The sequence below is a fragment of the Bradyrhizobium sp. RP6 genome (genome assembly GCF_003837805.1).
In the GTDB taxonomy this organism is placed as follows: domain Bacteria; phylum Pseudomonadota; class Alphaproteobacteria; order Rhizobiales; family Xanthobacteraceae; genus Bradyrhizobium.
Genome location: NZ_RQIT01000023.1, coordinates 68,367 through 88,825, shown reverse-complemented (window position 1 = coordinate 88,825; position 20,459 = coordinate 68,367). Strand labels below are relative to the sequence as shown.

General features: G+C 57.1%; 7 protein-coding genes. 5 read left to right on the top strand and 2 right to left on the bottom strand.

Annotated features, from left to right (window positions below):
* Positions 1–40 precede the first annotated feature (40 nt).
* Entirely contained in the window at positions 41–12,469 is a 12,429-nt protein-coding gene (locus EHH60_RS30160) for an RHS repeat-associated core domain-containing protein (RefSeq protein ID WP_199752207.1), read from the top strand.
* Positions 12,466–13,434, top strand: a complete 969-nt coding sequence (locus EHH60_RS30155) for a substrate-binding domain-containing protein (protein ID WP_124162992.1) — start codon at positions 12,466–12,468, stop codon at positions 13,432–13,434. The genes EHH60_RS30160 and EHH60_RS30155 overlap by 4 nt, the downstream gene beginning before the upstream one ends.
* Before the next feature lie 489 nt (positions 13,435–13,923).
* On the opposite strand, the gene EHH60_RS30150 is transcribed toward EHH60_RS30155, so the two are convergent.
* The gene (locus tag EHH60_RS30150) at positions 13,924–15,798 is read right to left on the bottom strand and encodes a site-specific integrase (protein ID WP_245454626.1); all 1,875 of its coding nucleotides are present in this window, start codon (positions 15,796–15,798) and stop codon (positions 13,924–13,926) included.
* A 310-nt stretch (positions 15,799–16,108) separates the two neighbouring features.
* Between EHH60_RS30150 and EHH60_RS30145 the strand changes: the two genes are divergently transcribed.
* The 3 genes from EHH60_RS30145 to EHH60_RS30130 all read left to right on the top strand — a co-directional run bounded on the left by EHH60_RS30145 (position 16,109) and on the right by EHH60_RS30130 (position 17,909).
* Positions 16,109–16,561: a hypothetical protein gene (locus EHH60_RS30145; protein WP_124162991.1), complete on the top strand. Its 453-nt coding sequence runs from the start codon at positions 16,109–16,111 to the stop codon at positions 16,559–16,561.
* A 1,004-nt stretch (positions 16,562–17,565) separates the two neighbouring features.
* Positions 17,566–17,727: a DUF2934 domain-containing protein gene (locus EHH60_RS30135; RefSeq protein WP_124162990.1), complete on the top strand. Its 162-nt coding sequence runs from the start codon at positions 17,566–17,568 to the stop codon at positions 17,725–17,727.
* Positions 17,724–17,909, top strand: coding sequence for a hypothetical protein (locus EHH60_RS30130; RefSeq protein WP_124162989.1), 186 nt, complete (start codon positions 17,724–17,726; stop codon positions 17,907–17,909). Before EHH60_RS30135 ends, EHH60_RS30130 begins: the two co-directional genes overlap by 4 nt.
* Before the next feature lie 363 nt (positions 17,910–18,272).
* Here EHH60_RS30130 and EHH60_RS30125 read toward each other — a convergent pair whose 3' ends face one another.
* Complete coding sequence (locus EHH60_RS30125; protein WP_199752205.1) at positions 18,273–20,063, bottom strand: peptide ABC transporter substrate-binding protein; 1,791 nt, start codon at positions 20,061–20,063, stop codon at positions 18,273–18,275.
* Positions 20,064–20,459: the final 396 nt, after the last annotated feature.

Sequence of the window (20,459 nt, the reverse complement as noted above, 5' to 3'; positions counted from 1 at the left end):
GGCCGCCGCCTTCGGGCTACGAATTAAGCGGCCCAAGGGAGTGATACTGAACGCTGCACAAGCAGAAGAAGGTGCGCTCGTCTCGTGCGAGAGAGACAATAACGAGGCCAATAGCCATGAGATCTACAATGTGACCGCCGGATGCAAGTCGTATTCTATCTTGGTGCGGGGCACGCTGGCTGTTGAATTTCCATTTGATCCAAAGAAGATTCCTTCAGACGTCCCGGAGCACTCTGTCCAATTGCTCAAAGTGGCCTCGTCGTCAGGCGACGTCATCTCTTCCATGGAATTCTATCTGGATCGGGAGAACAGAACGACTATTGCCACTCTCAAGGATGAAAGCGGGCGATTCATCAACGGCGTATTGAAGCAGGGTGATCAGACTGAGAAAGTACCGAGCGGTTTCGAGCCGCGTCGAATGGCAAGTGTTAAGGAGGCGAATGTATTCGGGCGGATTCCGATGGTGTCCCGGCCGAACCCTAGCCCGACAGGCGAACTACGCCTCTCGTTTCCGTTGGTGTTTCCGGGAGTGCGGGAAGGTCTCAGGCCGTCTGTTTCAATCGAATACGGATCGAACAGCGGATATGGCCAACTAGGTGAGGGGTGGTCTCTGATCACACCGACCATATCAGTCGATACACGTTGGGGTGTTCCAGTATTCGACCCCAATTACGAGACAGAAACCTATCTCTTCAACGGAGAGCAGCTGATCGCCGAACGGCCAGAAAGCAACGAAGAAACTGGAATCGTTTATCTGGCTGATCAGCCGCATCGTGCCAAAATACTGGCGAAACGCCAATCGCGTGTTTCGTTTGTATTGCGTCGCGATAGTGGGAACATGCACTTTGTCCGGCATGGTTCTAGTCCTGACGAATACTGGTGGGAGGGATGGCAAGAAACGGGCGATAGCCAAAAGATCATGTTCTTTGGAAAGGCTCCCGGCAGGCGATATCCATACTTGTCAAATCCCGCCGATCCACTCGACATTGAGCAGAGAAGCGTAAGAAATCCCAATGCGCCCGAGGATCAAATCGAGCGCGAGCTAGCTTTAACGCGTGGTCCGGCGAGCCATAGTCCTGCGTCCCTATCAATTCCAGGGCTACCACGACCAGAACGCGCGCAAATGCGGTGGGTCCTGGGACGAGAATCAGACCCATTTGGGAACACCATAGATTACGAGTGGCAATCGGATTGCATACTGGCTGGGGGGGCAAATCAGAGTGAGCCTTTAATCAAGGACTCTTGTTGGGATATCGACCCAAAGGCTATTCCATCCTCGGTCTTTGCGAATGACCTCTATTTGCGACGCATTACGTACGGTTCAAGTTCAAAGATCGATCAAGACATTGAATCCTGCCGTATATCCGACTCCCCGATCTGCAAAAAGCAGTTGGCGGTCTATGAGTTCATATTCAGTTGGAGTGGATTAGCTCAGGCAGATTATGCTCGCTCAAATGCTCGTAGCGGCGGTCTTGTTGTCTCTGGTCGGCGCCTGGACCAAATCTCGAGCAGATTACGCCGCAACAACTCGGATACCCTCGCGAAACTTGACTGGCTTTGTTCGGACCCCTTCTTCTTGCATCGTTTCATCTATAAGCGCGACGAACTGGTCTCTTCCAAGGATGGCGGGGAGTATCTGCTTTCACACGTGCGTACTGTTACTTCCGACCATGATCTGATTCCTGCGACTCTTCGGAATCAGGCGGGCGGCTTGGTGCCTGCTTCTTTTACGCACGCTTTAGGGGCCTGCGCCGAACCTTCTTTATCGCCCGACGATAAGGTTCAGGCTGGTCCCAATTTGGCTGTGACAAGATTCGAGTACGACAACAGTCAGTTTCTCTCAGAAGAGAGCTACTCGTTGGACGCGGGTAACCGTCTAACGTCTGCCGGATTGCCGCCGGCCACCGGTGCCATTAGGGACCTTTTTAGTAGCGACGGGAAGAGGAATGGACCCTTCGCTCCAAATGCAAATGGTTCGGTAGGCACGAGCGAGCTCGGGGGCAGCATCTTCCTTGGGATCGGGTTTGGAAGCGAGAAGCGCTTCTCTGTTGGAGTAAAGGGTGGATTCAACCGGCGGCTCACATACTCGGAAATGTCTACAGTTGCGGATCTTACGGGCGATGGAATTCCAGACCTGGTTACGAGAGGCTGGAACGGCGGGTTTGAGGTTTATGTCGGAAAGATTGACGCAAAGAACGGACAGCTATCGTTCGAAGCCACGGCTGCCGATACGAGCGGAATGGCGGAGATCCCAGCGCTGCACCAAGAGACACAATACAGCTCGGACAACGTAGCAGTCGAAGCGCATTTCCCAAGAGGATACGCCGCAGGGTTTAGGTCGTGGACGCAGGGAGTACAAAACGGCTTTTTGATCGACATGGACGGTGACAAGAAGCTCGACGTAGTCGTAGGAGGAACGATCTTCTACAATCGTTCGACTTTTGATGGGCAGAAGACCCATATTGTTTTTACGGCAAACCCGCCCGATCCGATGGTGGGATTCCGTACGGTCGACGAGAAAGGCGCTTCATCGGTTCAGGATCAACCTGTTCTTCCTCTCGCTCGGGATGAAATCAAGAAAGCGGTCACGGCCCAGAATAGAGCCCCTAGAAGTATTGATTATCCTCGTCTTAACACGTTGCGGGCTTGGAAAGCTCCGTTTGGCGGCCAAGTTCGCATATCGGGTCCGATCGACTTGCCGAGGCCGGACGGGCTGGCGCCCATCGATGGACAGGACGTCCGAACACCCGAGGAAAGAAAGGAGGCTTCGCGAATTGATGGCGTTATCGTCTCGGTTCAACGGAGCTCGACCGGGCCAGCGGGGCATCCTAAAGTGGACGTGTGCGCTGAGGCTTCCCTTGCCTTAACTGAACAGTCGCGGACCCCAACAAAAACATTACCAGAAAAACTGGGCGCCACTTTCAACGGGCCAGGTAGTTGTTTGGATACGTCAGCTGGAGAGCCAACGCCACCCACAGGTCTCGTAGCGAGCGATGAGCTGATCGTCTCTGTTGCCCCAGGAGACGTGCTCTATTTTGCCGTAGATCCGGTAAATAACGGAAATGCTGATATTGTTGAATGGAATCCGCGCGTAGATTACCTGTGGCTGTACGAGACAATTCTAGACGGCGCGAGTAGTACGTCACTGCGTAGAGTAATCTACGGATACGATCAGGCCGCCGATTTGCCCGGACTCGATGCGGTGAAGATATCTCTATCGCGTCTTAATACTCGATGTTCCGGGAATTCAGATATACCAGTAACGCGTTCGGGCATACCCGGAACATTTTCCGAGCAAATGTTGGGCCTCTGTGATCGTTGGGGGCGCAGCATTGTCCGATACATTCCTGCAGAGGAGCAGAATGACCTAGCTGTATCGTTGGGAAGTGCCTTGGCACCATATTCCGGCAGGTTTGGCATTGAAGGTGTAGTGCGAAAGCCTTCCACCTTGTTCGGCGCGCGACTGATTCTGCAATTGCGGCACCGAGCGGAGGATGGCCATGTAAAGCCATGCAACTCCCGCGACGAGGCCGACACGCGCATCATTGTTGAGTTCTCTGCTGCGGAAGAGACCAAAGATATTGCCAAGGACATCTTTAACAGAGATGACTGGCCCGTGGCCGTCGAGCGTGGCGCACTTGTTTGCATGTTCTGGATTTCGACTGAGCCACGCATTTCTAGTGATCGTTCGACTATAGGTGCAGGTGCGTGGCCAGAGGACCTTTCGCAGGTAGTATGGGACGCGCCGCTACGAATTGCTTATCGCTCAAAGTTGCTCGTCACCACGGATCCCGCTTTGGCTCTGCCACCTAAAGGTGACAAGCTCGCCACTGGTGCAAGTGACGCTGAAAAGCTCGGCGTTTGCATCGATCCAGGTTCTGACTGGATGCACTTGCCGACTCCAAAAGGAGCGCCGGCCGCAGTGCAGGATCCCGATGGCAAGTCGCACCCATACAAATTCGTCTGCTATGAAACCAAAGACGCGTTTGCGGTTATGCCGAAAGTCCCGGTCGCGTTTAACCGCAGCGTTGCCGACAACAAGGATCCTTCAACTGGCCCTCGGGCCGATAGGCCCGTTATGCGCGTTTTACCTGTCGTGCTGCCTGAGACAGAGGAAGAATGCTTAACGAACGGGCAAGCCGGCAGGCGATCATTGTATCGGCTTCAAATAAACCCCACGACGTTGACTATAAAGAGACCTCCCGGTGAAGCGACTTCTGATGACCTTGTCGGATCGCTTGTTAGTGCTTTTGTCCCTAGAGATCCCTTACATCCGAGTGATCGGAATCCTGAGCTTTTTGCGACCTTCAAGGTGATCTCGCGTGCATCGGGTGAGCCTGTTAAATTGCGTCCCGAGCATCTCTTAGGAAAGCTCGCACCGGAGGAGCGTATCGTCTTCGATAAACGCACAACGGTGGGTGGAGGATTCGAAGTCAATCGCTCTCTTATGGCGGAGCAGCTTGTTAGGAGGACGTCATCGAATGGCCTGACTCAGACAACCGTAACATTCGACGAGTTCATTGTCGGACCTCGCGAGGAGCTGCCCACCGACATCACGGGATATCAGGTGTGCCACCAACAGCCGATTGTGTTGCACGTGGATACATCGGGTGTCGTCTTCAGGTTTAAGGATATTGGTGACGCTGACCTTATAGCAAGTTTGGCAGGAAAGATCGCTTCGAACGATTTCATCTACCTGTCTCGCTTGACAGGCATATCGGAACAACGAGTCGATGAGGTCGCTAACCTTTTGATGGCCGCAGGTTACAACAAAGTCATTGTTTCCAGAGAAGCTCCCAGGTTGGCGATAGACGTTGAGACCGTGCTGCGCCCAGTTGCCGATTCAATCCCTCCATCACCGGCTGCGCCTAGTCAGATGCAAGGCGGCTCAAACGTGGAGGTTATGAAGCGTGAAAGTTTTGCCATCTTAGATTCACGGGACTGCGCGGCCCTTGTGCCTGGTACGGCCCCTGTGTGTCCGTTAACGAAGTCCGTCGTGTTGACCTCAAGTTACGCGAGCGCGACAAAACTTCCGGCAGGGGCCGTCGAGTTTGTTGAGAGCCCGCATTTCATTTTTGCGCCGCGCGACGAATGGGCCTCGCCCCAATCCTCAAGAGGATGGAGCAATTTGGCAGTAAACACAGAATACGACCTCAGCGTCCCAACTGTGCCAGAGCCAAAGTCCTTAGCGTTGCCGACGCCAGGCGCAGTTCCGCTTCCGGATTTTGCAACCATACTTCACGTGATGTCTGATGCAGGCGCTGCTCTTTCGGCCAATGGCGATGTGCGGTCAGCTTGCGGAGCATTGAACGCCTCACCGGCAGCGCCGCCATCGGCAAGTGCGAGCGCCGATTGCGCCCAGTCAAGTCATTACAAGGCGCTCGTGGCAGTTCGTGCATTCCCTCTCGTGCCGCAGTGGCGACAGGCGTCCGGAGCAGGGGAAACTTGTATAGCAAACGATCAAAAACGAAACGTAGCGGATGCCGCTGGGTCGGAGAGGGCATTCACCACGCTGCCTTCGATCGTGCCCGTTGCTCCGATGCGAGCATATATGGGAGAGTCCGACGCCGGTACGAGAAATAGCGGGCGGCAAGTCAGTGCGGGAAGAGACAGTTGTTCAATGGGGCCTGATTCACAGGTCTGGATAAGTGGTAGCCGCGTTAGCGCTTCGCGCCTGGGTGCAAAGGATATCACAGACAGAGTTGCCGAGCTCGCGTCCGAAACAGCGGAATCAATCTACCCGACGCCACCCGGCGGCGGTGCTCCGTCCACGACAGTTGCCGCAGTGCGGCAAATCGCTCTTCCCAAATCTACGAGTTTCACAACCGACGGGTATTCGGTTGGAGTTGATCCCGGACTCTTGTCGGAATCGCGTACAACGGTTTCTTCCTCTCAAGAAACCTTAGACGTTAATGGAGACGGATATCCCGATCAGGTGAACGGGCAGTCAATCCTGTTGTCGGATCCTCTGGGAAATTACAGATGCACCGACCCGCGGTTAGACACTTGGTCAAAGGCCGGCAGCTTGTGCTTACAACCTTGGACCATTTCGAACCCCAGCAGAGCGTCAGACGCTGAGGCCCTGCAGTTGGGCTCCTTTACCGCTCCGAAGTCTGCGACGGTTAGTCAGCCGGAACCGAATGCGACCAATGGAAGCAGCTCTGTCGGCGCACCTGTTCGGCAGGCGGTTAGGCAAACTGAACCGCATTTTGGGTTTCAACCACCCGCTATTTCGTTCGGGGATAGTGCCTCACTACGGCAATACGACTGGATTGATATAAATGGCGACGGACTTCCAGACAGAATCATAACCGCTTGCTCTCTGGGGGACGCGAGAGCCGAGCGGTGCGATCTCGCAGTGAGCTTTAACCTCGGCTATGCTTTTGGTCCGCCGCAGATACTGGGCTCCGCTCCCCTCGAAAGAAGCCTGTCTATTGGGCTCGGCGTGGGGGCAGGATTCTCTGATGGTGACGATCGCAACGAATATGGCGGGGGCATAAACGCCAGTCTCTCGGCCTCCAAGCTGGCACTAGCCTTTGTGGACGTGAACGGAGACGGTCTGCCGGACCTTGTCGCGCCGCGCACGGGTGACTCTTGTACACCGGCGACGATTAGGAGTTTTCCGACGCAGCTATGCGCAAAGTTCAATCTGGGGCGCGGCTTTACGGATTGGAAGCCGCTGGCGGAAACAAAAGTACCTCTGCTGGGCAGCGGAGGTTCGGAGACCGATAACATGTCAGGCGGCGCATGGTTTAGCTTGGCCTTCGGCCCGCTTTTTCCAACGCCGCTATTCATAATCGTGAATCCTGGTGCAGGGCTTACCGAGACGACATCGCGCCAGGTGGTTCAGCTGAGGGACGTCGATGGAGACGGCTTGCCAGAAATTGTCGTGAGCGGCGGGTTGTCGAATGGACAGTTCAATTTGAACTTCGATAACACGAAGAATCAAGTGTTCCATAATGGACTTGGGAAGAGGAGTTTGCTCTCTCGAGTCTTCCTCCCGACTAATCCTCGAGAGGCGAACCTTCCGGCCAACTTTGAATTCAATTTCGCTAGAGCCGGCAATACCCAAGAAGATCCGATTACTCATTGGGTACTGAGCGAGGTCATTGCAAGGGACGGGGTGGTGCAGGACGACCAGCTTGGCCCGTCAGAGCAAAACGATCCTAACCTTCGCCGGACCTGCTTAGCTTACGGGGGCGGTTACTTCGACAAGTATGAGAAGAGATTTCTTGGCTTTGCGAAAGTTCGGATTGTAGAGGGGTGCCAGACGCGGTATCTGCAGCGCCCCTTGTTGCAACGCTTAGACGCTGGCGGGGACGCCGAATCGCTATCGGGGACTAGGCGTATTGATCGGACTTTCGGCAACCGCACGGTTTTCGATTCCGGTCTTTTACTGGCGGAAATGGTTACGGTCGCCGATTCTAGGCTGGGGTGGGAGCCACAGCCGCGTCGCGAAACCCGCAATCATTACGTACTAATCGATCTTCGCGCGCGTCACCCAGATCGGTTCAATTGCTTCGCAACTTCGTCGGGACGCGAAGGTCCGGCCCTAGTTTCCTCGAGTACTCTAGATGTCGCGAAACATTTACTGCAGAACATCGAAGGCGGCTGCAGCGCGTTGCCGGCGCTTGATCCGACCGCCCGACATTTGGCACCATTTGTTGCCGAAGTAGTACGAACAACGAGAGAGACGAACTCCGGCAAATCTGAGCTGAAATCCCTACTGCGAATGCGGCCGGATTTCCGCGGAAGGGTTGTCAAAGCGTGCGACTTGGGTGATCCAGAGAATCCCGCGGATGACGTTTGCTCTGAGATAGACTACTACGACTCGCTGGCGAGCGATGGTAGGACGCAAAACCAGCTCCAAGTGCTAATCCACTACGAACGATTGTTAGGCGATGAAGTAGCTGCCACGCCGCAGTTCAGTCTCGTTAGAAATCTAGTAGTGAAGTCCGCTCGCGGAATTCTTCGTCGTCGCTCGGCGTTATACCACTTGGAGAACGGTCAGCTCCTTAAGCTATGCAGGTTTCTAAATCCCTTAACCAGCACTGATCCCTGCGATCCAGTAAAGGCGTACAGTCAGCAGCCCCCGCGCGGCGTAGATTTTCCGAGTGTTGAGATGCTGTTCCCGACGTCCGCGAAGGAGCTGTTGGCGGCGAACGACAATAATGTAGCGATGGACGTCTTCGCCTACGACACGCGAGGTAATCTGGCCTGGGCACTGTCGCCCACATCGGGATTCAGTCTTGATCCTGCTAAGCCGGCCACCAACCGTCACTACATCGCTAAACGATGGAGGCATGACGTCTTACTTCAGAGGGTTGCGAGGAGCGAGTCGGCAGTCATCTGTGCCATCGATACAACGATAAACACCGATGTGCCGATGGCGGACAGGAACTGGTCGAATTTGCCCTGCCTTCCTGGCAGTGCGAGTGTAAAAAATGTTCAGTTGCCCAACGGAGAGGGCAAGCTGCTTCCGTTCGGCGACGCAAAAGCTATCGCGGCCTCGCAGCTCGATGAAATTCCGCTCGGCACAGTAACCGCCTATACATTAGGAATTGACTATCGATTTGCGACCGCGACGGTATCGGTCGACGTTAACTCGAACGCAATTTACACACCGCTCGATGGATTTGGCCGCGCGAAGGCAGTTTCAGCAACTTTTGGAGATCTGGGCCCGCGGCTGCTGCCACCACGCCAATTCGAGGAATTGCCGGCTAATCTTGAGTTTAGGGAGCTGGCATCTTACGAATATCGACACTGGGGTGTGATTGTCACGCCAGCGAGCGGTCATTCAGGGCCACTGGCTAGAATCAGCGTGATCGCTGATCCGAAGAGTTACCGATCAATACCGGGACGCTCGGCGCCGAATGCTCCGTATCGAACTCTGGTTACGGATGTGCTGTTTGATCAATTTGGACTGGAGATTCAAAAACAGAGTGACGATGAGAACTGTCAATCGCTTTTCGACAAGAAAGAGTTAAAAAGGTGCGAGTTCTTCGGGGCGACCGTGTCGGGAGTAATAACCAGGGATTCCCTTGAGCGGCAGGTCGCGGAATTCATGCCGATGGCGGCGGAACGGTCCGACAACCTAAATGACATTCGGTACTTAAGTCCCCCTTCCATTGATCCAACGTCAGGTGAAGCGGCACTACGTACAAAGGTGGATTACGATGGCCTGGACCGTCCCACACTGGTCACCAATCTGGACGGGAATACGTTTCAGTTTGGCTTTTGGATAGATCGCAAGACTTTTGCCGATGGTAGCTATTCCGTTCATCGGTCGGTTGCGACAAACGCCGTTTGCTCGCCTGTATCGATTGAACGAGATGCAAGAGGAAACATCCGGTCCATAGAAGAATATTGGCAGGACGACGCGACGAAGAAGACAGGAGACATTGATGCGCAGGCCCTTGGCTCGGCCTTTGATGAAGGGAAGTTGCGAGTAACGCTCGGCGCGGGATGGCTCAAGGGAGTTTCCTGGGATCGCCTGAAAGTTCAGCAGCGGTCGGAGTGCGAGCCCTTAAGTGCGATAGCTCAAACACTCCAGGCTGGAAAAGTATTCGGAAAAACCAGAGTTAGAAGTGCTCGGGTAGAGTATCAGTATGATCCCTTGAATAATCCAATTGCCGTTGTTCTGCCGAGAAAAGAGGACACGGAAGTGGCCGCTCGAAACGTGCCGCTTATAAGAATGGGGTATGACGCGCTCGGCAGACGTATTTGGACAGATGACCCAGATCGCGGATTCGAAGCTCGGGCCCTCGATTTAGTTGGTAATGCCATCTGTGCGAGGTCCGGTTTGCATCCCAAGTTCGACCCGTCGTTGGCGCCCGAAGCGTACTGGCTCGATCGGAATTGCAATCTGCCGAGTTATCCCTCGGCGGTGCTCAGAGTGGCCAAAAGTGAATTCTTGTTCAAATTACCAGCGAGGATCGCCTACACATTTATAGCTAAGCCGGTCTCCACCGACCAACACCAGACGATTGTCATGCAATATGGTCCGGCGACGGACGAGATGAAAAGAACTAACCTTGTTGGTCGGTTGGCCCGCATTGACGATCTCGTGGGCACGGAGCTTCGAGCGTACGATGCGGTCGGCCACCGCGCGCTAACTGCACGGCGGATCCGCGATTTGAAGGATCGGGGAAGAGCGGTTGCGGAGCTAGTGATCAAGGACGGCTACGATGTGTGGTCGTCCCTAAAGAAGAAGTCACTAAGCGGATATGTAGTGTCTCTAGGCGACTCCACTAAAAAGACAGAATTCGACGAGCAGATTGAGTACGAATATACCGCAGGCGGTAGGCTTGCATCGCTCGCAACAAGGACGAATCCACCGGCCGCGAGTAAAGAACTGAAGATATTGTTGGATGCTAGGTACGACGAGCGGGGAAATCGCGTCTACGCTGAACTGGGCAACAGCGTGACGATGCTGCGTCGATACGACCCGGCTACTAATCGGTTGCTGAATCTCACATCCCGATTGCCGAGCGTGTCGTGCCGAGAAAGCTCCACCGGTGATGACTGCTCTGCATTTCCACCCGCGGTCGACTTTCAATCGGTATCATATACTTACGACGCGCAAGGAAATGTTCTGCAAGCGAACAATACACCTGTATACGCTGCTCCGTGTCGCGCTCCAGGCGGCGATGGGTTCGACTGTGCTCCTGTGTTGGATGCGAACGCGCGCGAGATCGGTCTTCTAATTAGAAGCAATCGGAGCAATTTTGCGTATGATCAGTTGAATCGCGTGCGGTCTGTTGAACATCAGATGAATGTATACTCGGGCAAAACAAAACTTGAGAAGGACGCGATTTGGAACTCTTCGGACATTGCGAATGCGAAAGCGAGGATCCTGTCCTTTAACGAGCGGCTGGCTTATGCCAATACGCACGAGCTCCGACAGATTGCTCGAAACACCACGACGTCGGATCCTTCCGGGACGACGCTCGCAAAAGCAAACTCGACCTTGGTGTTCGCTTTCGGTGCGCGTCCTGAGCACGCTCCAACCACAGCTCATCAGACCGGAGGACGCTCCTGGGAATTCGAATATGACGGTTTTGGACGTCAAAAAGCTCGACGAACAGATGGTGGAGAGACGAGGTTTGACTGGCAAGTGGATGACTTTCTCGCGGGGGTCTCCATTGAGCTGCCTATCTCTGAAAGTGAGCGGAAGCGAAACGTAAGTGCGAAACGATCGATTGTGAAATTCGAGCATGACATGGCGGGAGGGCGAGCCATAAAGGCCGGATCGGTGCGCACAGAATTCAAGAACGGTCAGGCTACGGAAGTGCCGTTGGGAGATACGGTTTACCTGGCGGACGTCCTGACAGTAGCGCGGGCTCCAAACAAGAAGCCCGAAGTTATGGTGCAGCTGGCGATGGGCAGTGAGCGGCTGGCGTCTTATTGGGCCGGGGATCAAGTAATCTTTTCATACCACCCAATTTTAGCGAACCGGTCCGTGAATGACGTGGTCGTGGGAAATATTTCCAAGCCACAAGCGGCTCGAATATTCCAGCAATTCGAGTACTCTGGCTTTGGCGAGATGATTCACTCTCGCTCTTCTTTGATCGGGCGCGACGAAGTCGGAGCAGCCGAGCGCAGATCGCCTCGCATTCCTGCGTGGAGGTTCGATTCGAAAGAAGCTGATGTCGAAACTGGGCTGATGTATTTTGGAGCGCGGTACTACGACCCCGCTTTGGCGCTGTGGTTAAATCCTGATCCAAAGATGGCTATCGACAGTGCGAGCGCCGCGACGTCACTGGGCAGATTTGCGTCGTACTCATTTGCAGCTCAAAATCCTATCGCGAAGATTGATCCAACTGGCCGTGAGCCGGAGCGAGCTGGGCCGACGAGTAGCATCTTCGGGAGCGTTGCGGATGAGCACTATTATACGGACGATCATTGGGTCATCTTCAATCCTCGGGTGGATGTATTCTGGTTCCTTGGTTTGGTAGGTCGGACAGCAAACCAAAGGAAGGTTGAGGAGAATCTTGGAGGCTACGCTTTCAGGAGTTACAACGTTTTTGGCGGCGATAATGGGCGGACATGGGAGGGAGTCAGTTCGTACGACATAGAGTCCAAAATATCCGTGCAGACTGAGCTAGGGGTGTTGAAGGGCTTGCCGAAGTTGTACCCCACGGCTTCGATCATCGCTGCTGCCGACACCGAAGGCGAGGCGATGGGTGGTATCGGAATCGGAGCTAGTACCGGAGTGAAACTTCCATACTTCAGAACGGCTAAGGCCGACCTCGGTGTTGAAGGATTTGGACTGGTCGGTAATGGGCGTTACGCTGCGGGCCTATTAGCGCATGGCCAGATAGGCCCCGTCGTTGGTGGCGCCGGAGCGGACGTAGAGTCACAACCCGAATGGGGTGGGAAATCGCTCCGTCTGATCGGGAGTTTCAATCGGGAGTTCATGGCTTGGGTTGGTCAGCTTATGGGCCCGCGGTTTGGAGATGGCCCGTGAAGACATCTCGCCGTGGGATGTTGCATTTGCTACGCGTGAGTGCGGTCGTTTGCTGCTTTCTGGCGCCACTCGTAACCTCCGCGTTGGCAGTCACCCCGTCGTGTGAAGCGTTTCCACCTTCCGAACTGACCAAGCAAAAATTCGGAGTTGATGTGGCCGGCCCTGTTTGTGGCTTGGTCCGCTCGGCGAATAATAGCGACCTAGTCATCGTTGCATTGGGCATCGACGAAGCAGCCTTAACTGGGATCGTTGTCAGGCAGGACTTATTCAAGAAAATCAAGAAAAATCCGCATGCTCTGACCAATGCTCGTGCAGGTGTTGTGCATGGTTCGCTGAGCCATTACGTCCTGGATCAGTGCGCGATCAAATTAGCTGGTCAAAAGCTCGTTCACGAAAATTTCGTGTTTCGACATATTGAGATGGTTGCCCCTTTTCAGCGCCACGCGATCGACCTAATTAGCGGCTTTGGGCCGGAGGTTTTCGACTTCGTCCGGCCGAAAGCTCCGCAGATGCTGTGTTCGGGGATAACGCTCGAGGAAATGCTACCCCAATGGATCTTAGCGAGCCGTAGTGAGGTAACCAGCCAACCTAATGTAGTTGCTCGACGTGTTGCAGAATCGCTCGGGCAGCAGTCTTGGCAGCGGAAGCACCCAAAAGAATACATAGAACTGATAAGGAAGCTCTATGCGGACGCAGGCACTGCAATATCAGACGAGCAGCTGTTGTGGGTCAACAACGGCTCTCGCTCCGTTCGTCTCGACGATCAGCTGAAGCCTTTTTTGCGTGACACAAGAACTCATGACGCGGCCGTCGACGCGACTCTGACCAAGATGCACGACTTTGCGTGGCAGACCAAGCAAGTAAGCGATAGCTTGGACGTGAGGGCATTAACCGACAGCTCCGTGCTGGAGCTTATTGACCGAACTCCGGAGCTCAGAGCCATTGCCACTCAGTATGACGAGTAATCTGACCTTACCCGAGGTCTCGCTCCTGCAGCGCATCTGGCTTATTGACTAGCCTTACTCTTGACCAATAAGGGTCTGTGCCAATGGTGAGATCAAATCCTTAGCGAGGAGTTCGGCCTCGAGCTTGCTTAGGTCTCTTTTCGCGCCAGCCGGAGTGCAAACAAGAACCGACCCCGACGCAGGGTGAACCTGGACCGGGTCGCCATCTTCGAGGGTGACGGCCGGTGCCTCTTGGCCGGCCGCGGCATGACTTAGAGCGTCCCCAAGTTGTTTCGATGAGGGTACCTAAAATAGGGGAAATGCTCATCGTCAAGAATCAGCGCGAAGGCGCCACAACCTGGTCTATCACCTTCCTTGAGCCAGATTTCTTCAAGCAACCAGCGGTCGCGGCGAATATGGAACTTTGCGGTCACAAGGCTATCCTCTCTCTTCGATGGGCGTGGTCGGCACGCCGTTGAACTCAGATAACAGCGTGATGAACTTTGAAACTCAGTACGTCTTCAGCACGGTGAGCTCGCCAGCGTCGGCGCGGTTCTTCGCGGCGAGCAGGATCTCTCTCATCTGCTTGACGACCGGCGGTTCAAGCGCCTCGATCTTCGCAGCGATTTGCGGGTCGAGGATGCCCTTGCGACCATAGCGACCGCGGACATCACTGGCGTGCCCGAGGATGCGGTCGCGGGTTCGTTGTGCAATGGCTTCATTGTCGAGCCAGTCCGCCATGAGATGCCGCGTGCTGTAAAGTGTGAGGTCGGCGCGGGTCAACTTCAGGAGCTTCTTCACGTATTGCCATGACTTGCTGAGCGGCTGCGACCAGCGTTCGCTCCCGTCCTTTCTGACGTAGACATCCCATTCGGGGAATAGACGCTCCTCGCCCTTGTCGATCAAATCCTGCATCTGTTCGAGCAGACCCAATTCGATCAACAAAGGATGGATCGGGATCACGCGCCCCGCAGCATTGGTCTTAAGGTTGCGCAGATCCTGAACGGCGACGCGTCCCTCACGTGCATCGAACGGCCTCAGATCGAAGTAGAAGAACTCGCCATCGGTTCTGATGTCTACGCATTTGAGCTGACCGACCTCGCCCGGCCGCATGCCGGTGAGGATGCAAATGAGGAATCCCCAATAGATGTGCGACTGCACGAAATACTCGCCCGGCTGCCAGACGTGCAGGCGGTTCTTGCACCCGGTAAAGAGAGGCAGCTTGAGAAGCTTAAGCAGCTCTTCGTCTTCGAACGCGTCCCGCGGCAGTGGCGCCAGGTTTTCGGGGTCGATGCACTCGAAGGTGTAGCGGGGGCCGCGGTAGTGCTTCTCCTGGATCGCCCAGTCGATGAACTTGTAGAGGCCGCCCCAGTAGCGGCTCTTGATCGTCGTGGTGGTGACGCGAACGAGCTCGGACCAGCCGTGCGTCTCCGCATATTTGTAGCGCTGATGCAGCGTCTTGGAAAACTCCCGCGGAATCTTGTCGCGGTTGGGAATATCCGGAAGCGCCTCGTCGAGCGCCCTCCACCTGTCATCGGTAAGCTCGTTCATGCGCAGATCGCCCAGGAAATCGATCGCGAACTGGACGACGGCTTCTGCCTCCCCACGGCCTTTCATCTTGTGCTGGCGTTTGCGCCCCGCGGGCCGCAGAAATTCTTGCAGCAGCGCGGACAGTCGATCAGGGCTGCTCGCAGTCGGGGCATCGGACTTGGTTACCTCGATAGGGGCACCGGTCTCCGTCGGGGCGATGGCCGGTGCCAATGGGACGACGGTAGCCGGCATGAGCTGGGCCACGCGCTGGGCCACCGCGTCTTGAACGAGGCGGTCGATCATAGCGATCGGGTCGAACGCCTCCGGCCGGATGGGCGAAGGGGCGTTCGCCTCGGGCGCCCAGCCTTCGTTGGCCGCCTCCGTGGCGTCGCGGCGGGCGGTCTCGTAGGCGCGGCGGACGTTCAGGCGCGCGATGCCGGCCTCGGCGGCCTTGTTCTGGTTGACAAAGTCGACCCACAGGCCCGGCATCCGGGGGAAGCGCTTCTGGTAGGCATAGCCGCGCTCCTGTGCCCGGGTGCGGTAGCGCCTGACTTCGTGCTCAAAGGCGCAGCGCTCGGCCAAGAGCCGCTCGTCTTCCGGAGAGCCGCGGTCGACATAGGCGCGCAGTCGGGCATCGAGCACGGTCCCCAAGACTTCGAGGTCGGGGGCCTCGATCAGCTCCTGTACCCATACCAGATTGTCCATCAGCCGCCGCCTCGCCTCATCAAAATCCCCGGTTCTGAGGCTGACACGGAGCAGGGGGAGGCCAAAGAGTTTTGCTGCCTGTTTCCCCAACCGAATCTGCAGGAAATAGCGACCGTCGCCGCGCCGGGCGAGGTAGGAGGGACGAGCCACGAACAGGCCTTTCTGGGCGGCCGGGCCGGGTGAGACATCCGGGTGGGATGTAACACCGACGAATCCGCTACCACATTCCGGCCAACGTGCTGGAAAATCTCAGGATTTCGCTTCGGATTTGGACCTGGTAGCGCGTCCCTCCCCCGCTACCAAATCCAGCTAAGCAGCTGATGATTTTTCAGAATATCGCGTGCACTCGGCTCGATGCTAGCGGGTTGCGTTATGCTGGTCCCATAGCTCTGATGCCGGCTGCTGGCGGGCGGCGTCGCGCGCGCTGCATTGATCGGCAACGTGGCGCAGAGCGATGGGAATGTCCGACCAGCTTGAACTTGTAGCACTTCATCGGAGCGGTGGCGGAAGCCCTCCGAAGCAGGAGCGATACACGTTCGATTTTGTCGTCAACGGGCAATCTCTCTTTGCGGTCACCGGCGCCTCCAACTTCGATTTGTCCGGTTGTCTTTCAGTCCCTCAACGAGAGCCCGAACTTGCCGTTCGCCTCAACGATGGACTCGCGCGACTTCTGACGTCGGCCGTTCCGATCGGTGGCAGTAACCGCACGGCTCTGTATGTCTGTCCGGAATGTGGAGACCTTGCCTGCGGAGCTATCACCGCGCTCGTCTCGCGGAGCGATGGCGTCGTGCGTTGGTCCGACTTTGCGTATGAGAATGGACATAGCAGCGAAATCAAATTGTCGAAGGTCGGTCCCTTTGCGTTCCACTGGACATCCTACGTGACTGAAATCGAACGAGCGTGTGCTGGCTGACGGGCCTGTAGGATGGCTCTTGCGAAACCCGTCACGCTTCAGCCGCCGGAACGGGCGCCAGAGCGTTCAGCGGATGCTCATTGTTCGTCCTCGATCTCGGTTGATGAGTTTGGCCTAGAAAGACGTACAGAGGGTCGTTTGCCCGTCGGGCAAAACACCCGCTCGCCCGTCAACCCCTCCCCGCGAAAATATTCCACTTTACCGAAATTCGGAAAGGGCGTATCCATCCTCCATCCCGGCTCATCCTTGAGGGGCGATCGTAGGTCGTCATGTTTCGCGAGCCGGGCTTGCGGTGGACGCGGCAGCGTCGGGCGCGAATGGCCGGGGCAGGGCGGATTGCTCTCCGTGAGCTCTGGGCATCCCGCGGACGAACGGCGCTGCTAGGTTTCGTCTCGTCTGTAAGTTTCCGGCTCCGTCGACAGGGCCGGGAAAACTGCGGCGAAATGGCGGGCCGTGCGTACGGCAAAACCGTGTGGTCCTGGCCGTCGTTGCTACGGTCAAGCTCTTGCGGATGCGGCAGTTGCGTCAACCGGCGCGGCGCCGGTGAATTTCGCTGGGGCGAGGGAGGCCAGAAGGAACTCGGCTCCTGGGAGAGCACGGCATAAGCCGTCCGACCATCGCGCAGGGAAGGCCGCGTGTTCGGCACCACCTGTATGCTGCTGTGCGGTTTTCCTGCGCGTGCATTTTGCGCAGCAGACCGCGGGTGCGAGGTCAGCACCCGGCCTTCCCTGTGCCCTCTTGGCTTTCAGAGGGGAAGCGACGAAGCAAAGCTCGGGCGGATTGCGCCGCGAGAGCGCGCCGCCGTGCCCGCTGTCTGACCTTCGAAACGAAGTTCGCCGGCCGGCAAGGATTCCGCCCGGTCGTGGTCAGGCGCAGGAACTCTTGCACATGATCGAAGCTTGACTCCGCAGGCCAGCATCGCCGCCGATCGCTGGCCCGCACGGCCCCGCCTCCAAGCCCCCACACCCCCCAGGGTGGGGCCGTGCTTCCAAAAGGAGGTACAATTGTCCGAGCCGACCGAGCAAGACATCAGAGAGCGCGCGCACCGCTTGTGGGAGCAAGCCGGCAAGCCCGAGGGCCGCGAGGAAGAGTTTTGGCGCGCCGCCGAGCAGGAGCTGCGCAACGAGGACAAGTCGAACACATTGCGGACGCCGGATACGCTGTGACCGACAAGACCTGCCCATTCTGCCAGGGGCTGGGATGGGTCTGCGAAAACCACCCGCTCCGGGTTTGGAGTGAGAAGCTGGGCGGCTGCCGCTGCGGTGAGGGCATGCCCTGCACCTGCAACACCGCCGAAGATCCCGAAATAAGAGTGGTGATCGTTGAAGCGGACACGACGTGGCACTGAAGCGGCGCGGCCTTGCGGCTCGGAGTGCGCCGTCAGCGCACTTGCGAAACCATCACGTTTTCGTTGCGAGATATTGATGGGGGTCGCGGACGAAAGCTTCCCCGCATGACAGGGCGTGGCGTCGGCATCGGTCGCCCGTTGCCTGCGAGAAAGAAAAAGCCGCCCGGTCTTCCACCCGGCGGCTTCATGAGTCCCTAGCTGTAGATCGCCTCCGCAGCCTCGTGCGTACCGCCGTTACCTTGTTTGCGGCCATGCCTTGGCGTTTCTAGGCGAAAGCCCTTGATTCGACTGTGACCCAAAGCACACAACGAAGAATGTCGTGAGTGCCGAGGAACCCCCGCCTTCGTCGTGTCGTCTGCTCCCTCAGCTCCGATACCACGCCGCCAGGTTCCACGTGATGGTGTCCCAGCCCGAGATGTCGGTCATGAGGCTGTTGACGCTCGCGTTGACGATGTGGCGCGAGAGCAGCGGCAGGAACACGTCGGCCCCGCAGAAGATCTCGTCGACCTTCATCAGCAGCGCGGCGCGCTTGACCGGGTCGAGCTCGCTCTGCGCGGCCTTGTAGGCCTTGTCGGCCTCGGGATCGGAATAGCGCGAGTTGTTGCGGCCCAGCCATTTGTTTTCCTTGGTGGCGATCTCCCAGGAGACGCACTGGTTCAGCAAGCGCTCCGGATCGGGCTGCGGCTGCGTCGTGTTGTACATCTCCATGTCGGCATAGAATTTCGAGTAGGTGTCGGGGTTGCCGACGTCGGAGGAGAAGAACACCGATGCGGTGACCGCCTTGATCTCGATCTCGATGCCGGCCTTCTGGCAGGCCTGCTTGATGATGGCCTGCGTCTTCTGGCGCGGGGCGTTGGTCGAGGTCTGGAACACGTATTTGAGCTTCTTGCCGTCCTTCTCGCGGATGCCGTCCGCGCCCCTGGTCCAGCCGGCCTCGTCGAGGATCTTGTTGGCCTTGTCGATGTCGAACTCGTATTTCAGCTTCGGCGACTTGAACTGCTTGGGCGCGTTGACGAAGCTCGCGGTTGCGAGGGCGCCGCGCCCGTAGATGAACTTCTGAATCGAATCGCGGTCGATCAACAGGTTGATCGCGCGGCGAACGGCGGGATCGGACAGCGTCGGGTGCTTGGTCTTGACGCTCGAACGCTCGCCGTCGACCTCGGTCCAGGGGTCCGTCGTGTTGAGGATGATGAACTCGACATTGCCGGACGGCGTGATGTCGAGCTTGCCTTTGCCGCCCGCCTCCATGCGCTTAAGGACCTCCTCCTCCACCTGCATGTTCCAGGCAAAGTCGTATTCGCCGGTTTGCAGCACCGCGCGCGCCGCGGACACCGCGTCGCCGCCGCCCTTGACCTCGAGCGTGTCGAAATGCGGCTGGTTCTTGACGTGATAGTCGGGATTGCGCTCGGCGCGGATCATGTCGCCCGGCTTGAACTCGATGAATTTGTACGGACCGGTGCCGACCGGCTTGAGATTGCCCGGAGCCTCGCGCGACTTGGCGCCGACATAGTCGCCGAAATGATGCTTTGGCAGGATCTGGCCGACCGATCCGCCGACGAACGGGTCGGCCCAGAACGGCGTCGGCGCCTTGAAGAGCACCCTGACGGCGTAGTCGTCGATCTTCTCGACCTTGATGTCTTTGTAGGAGCCCGTGGTGTAAGCCGCGGTCGCGAGATCCGCGGCGTACTGCCAGGTGAAGACGACGTCGTCGGCGGTGAAGGGCTTGCCGTCGTGCCAGTTGACGCCCCGCTTGAGCTTCCAGATCACGCTCATGCCGTCCGCGGCAAGGCCGCCGTTCGCCTTGGTCGGCACCTCGGCGGCCAGGCACGGAATGAGATTGCCGTCCTTGTCCCAGCCGGCGAGCGGCTCGAAGAAGATGCGCGTGGCGATCTGGTCCTTGGTGCCGATCGCGAAATGAGGATTGAGCAGGGTGGGCGCCTGCCAGAGCAGGATCTTGAGCGTGCCGCCGCCGCCGGCCTTGGTCGGCTTGTAGGCAAGCGTGGCGTCTGCCATCGCCACGTCGTGCCACACCAGGATCTGGCTCGCGACCGGCGCCATGATCCCGATCGCGGCGACCTTCTGGATGAACGAGCGTCGCGACAGCCTGCCTTGCTTCACCTCGGCGATCAAACCGCGGATCTCATTCTGGTTCATCGGACGACCTCCACCTGCACAAACCGTTTCCGGCAACCCATCATGTTTCATGATGGCCGGGGCGGCAATGCCGGCAAGGCGGGGATGCGACGAAATGACGATGTGGAGAGCGCCCCCGGTCGAGGCACGGACCCGGATCGCCTGCCTGAGAGACCCAGGCGGCGATCCGGTGCGATCCAGGTGAACTTGGGGAAGTTCTAAGGCCGCACCAGAACGCTAACCCGGCCGGCGCAGATCCATCAAGTTTCGGAGTGTTGCACCAGTGAAAGAATCATTGCCGCGGCCGGGAAATCGCCACAGATCAAAGACGCTCGGCGTGATTTCTTTTCCGTTTGATGTCGAATGGAGAACGTGCACCCGCCGGCGGCCTGCCAATATGGTTTTCCATTTCATTGA

What these genes read in the sequence shown, in the direction of transcription:
- EHH60_RS30145 (WP_124162991.1), top strand. Translation starts at nt 16,109, where the DNA reads ATGTCCGACCAGCTTGAACTTGTAGCACTTCATCGGAGCGGTGGCGGA.
- EHH60_RS30125 (WP_199752205.1), bottom strand. Translation starts at nt 20,063, where the DNA reads ATGAACCAGAATGAGATCCGCGGTTTGATCGCCGAGGTGAAGCAAGGC.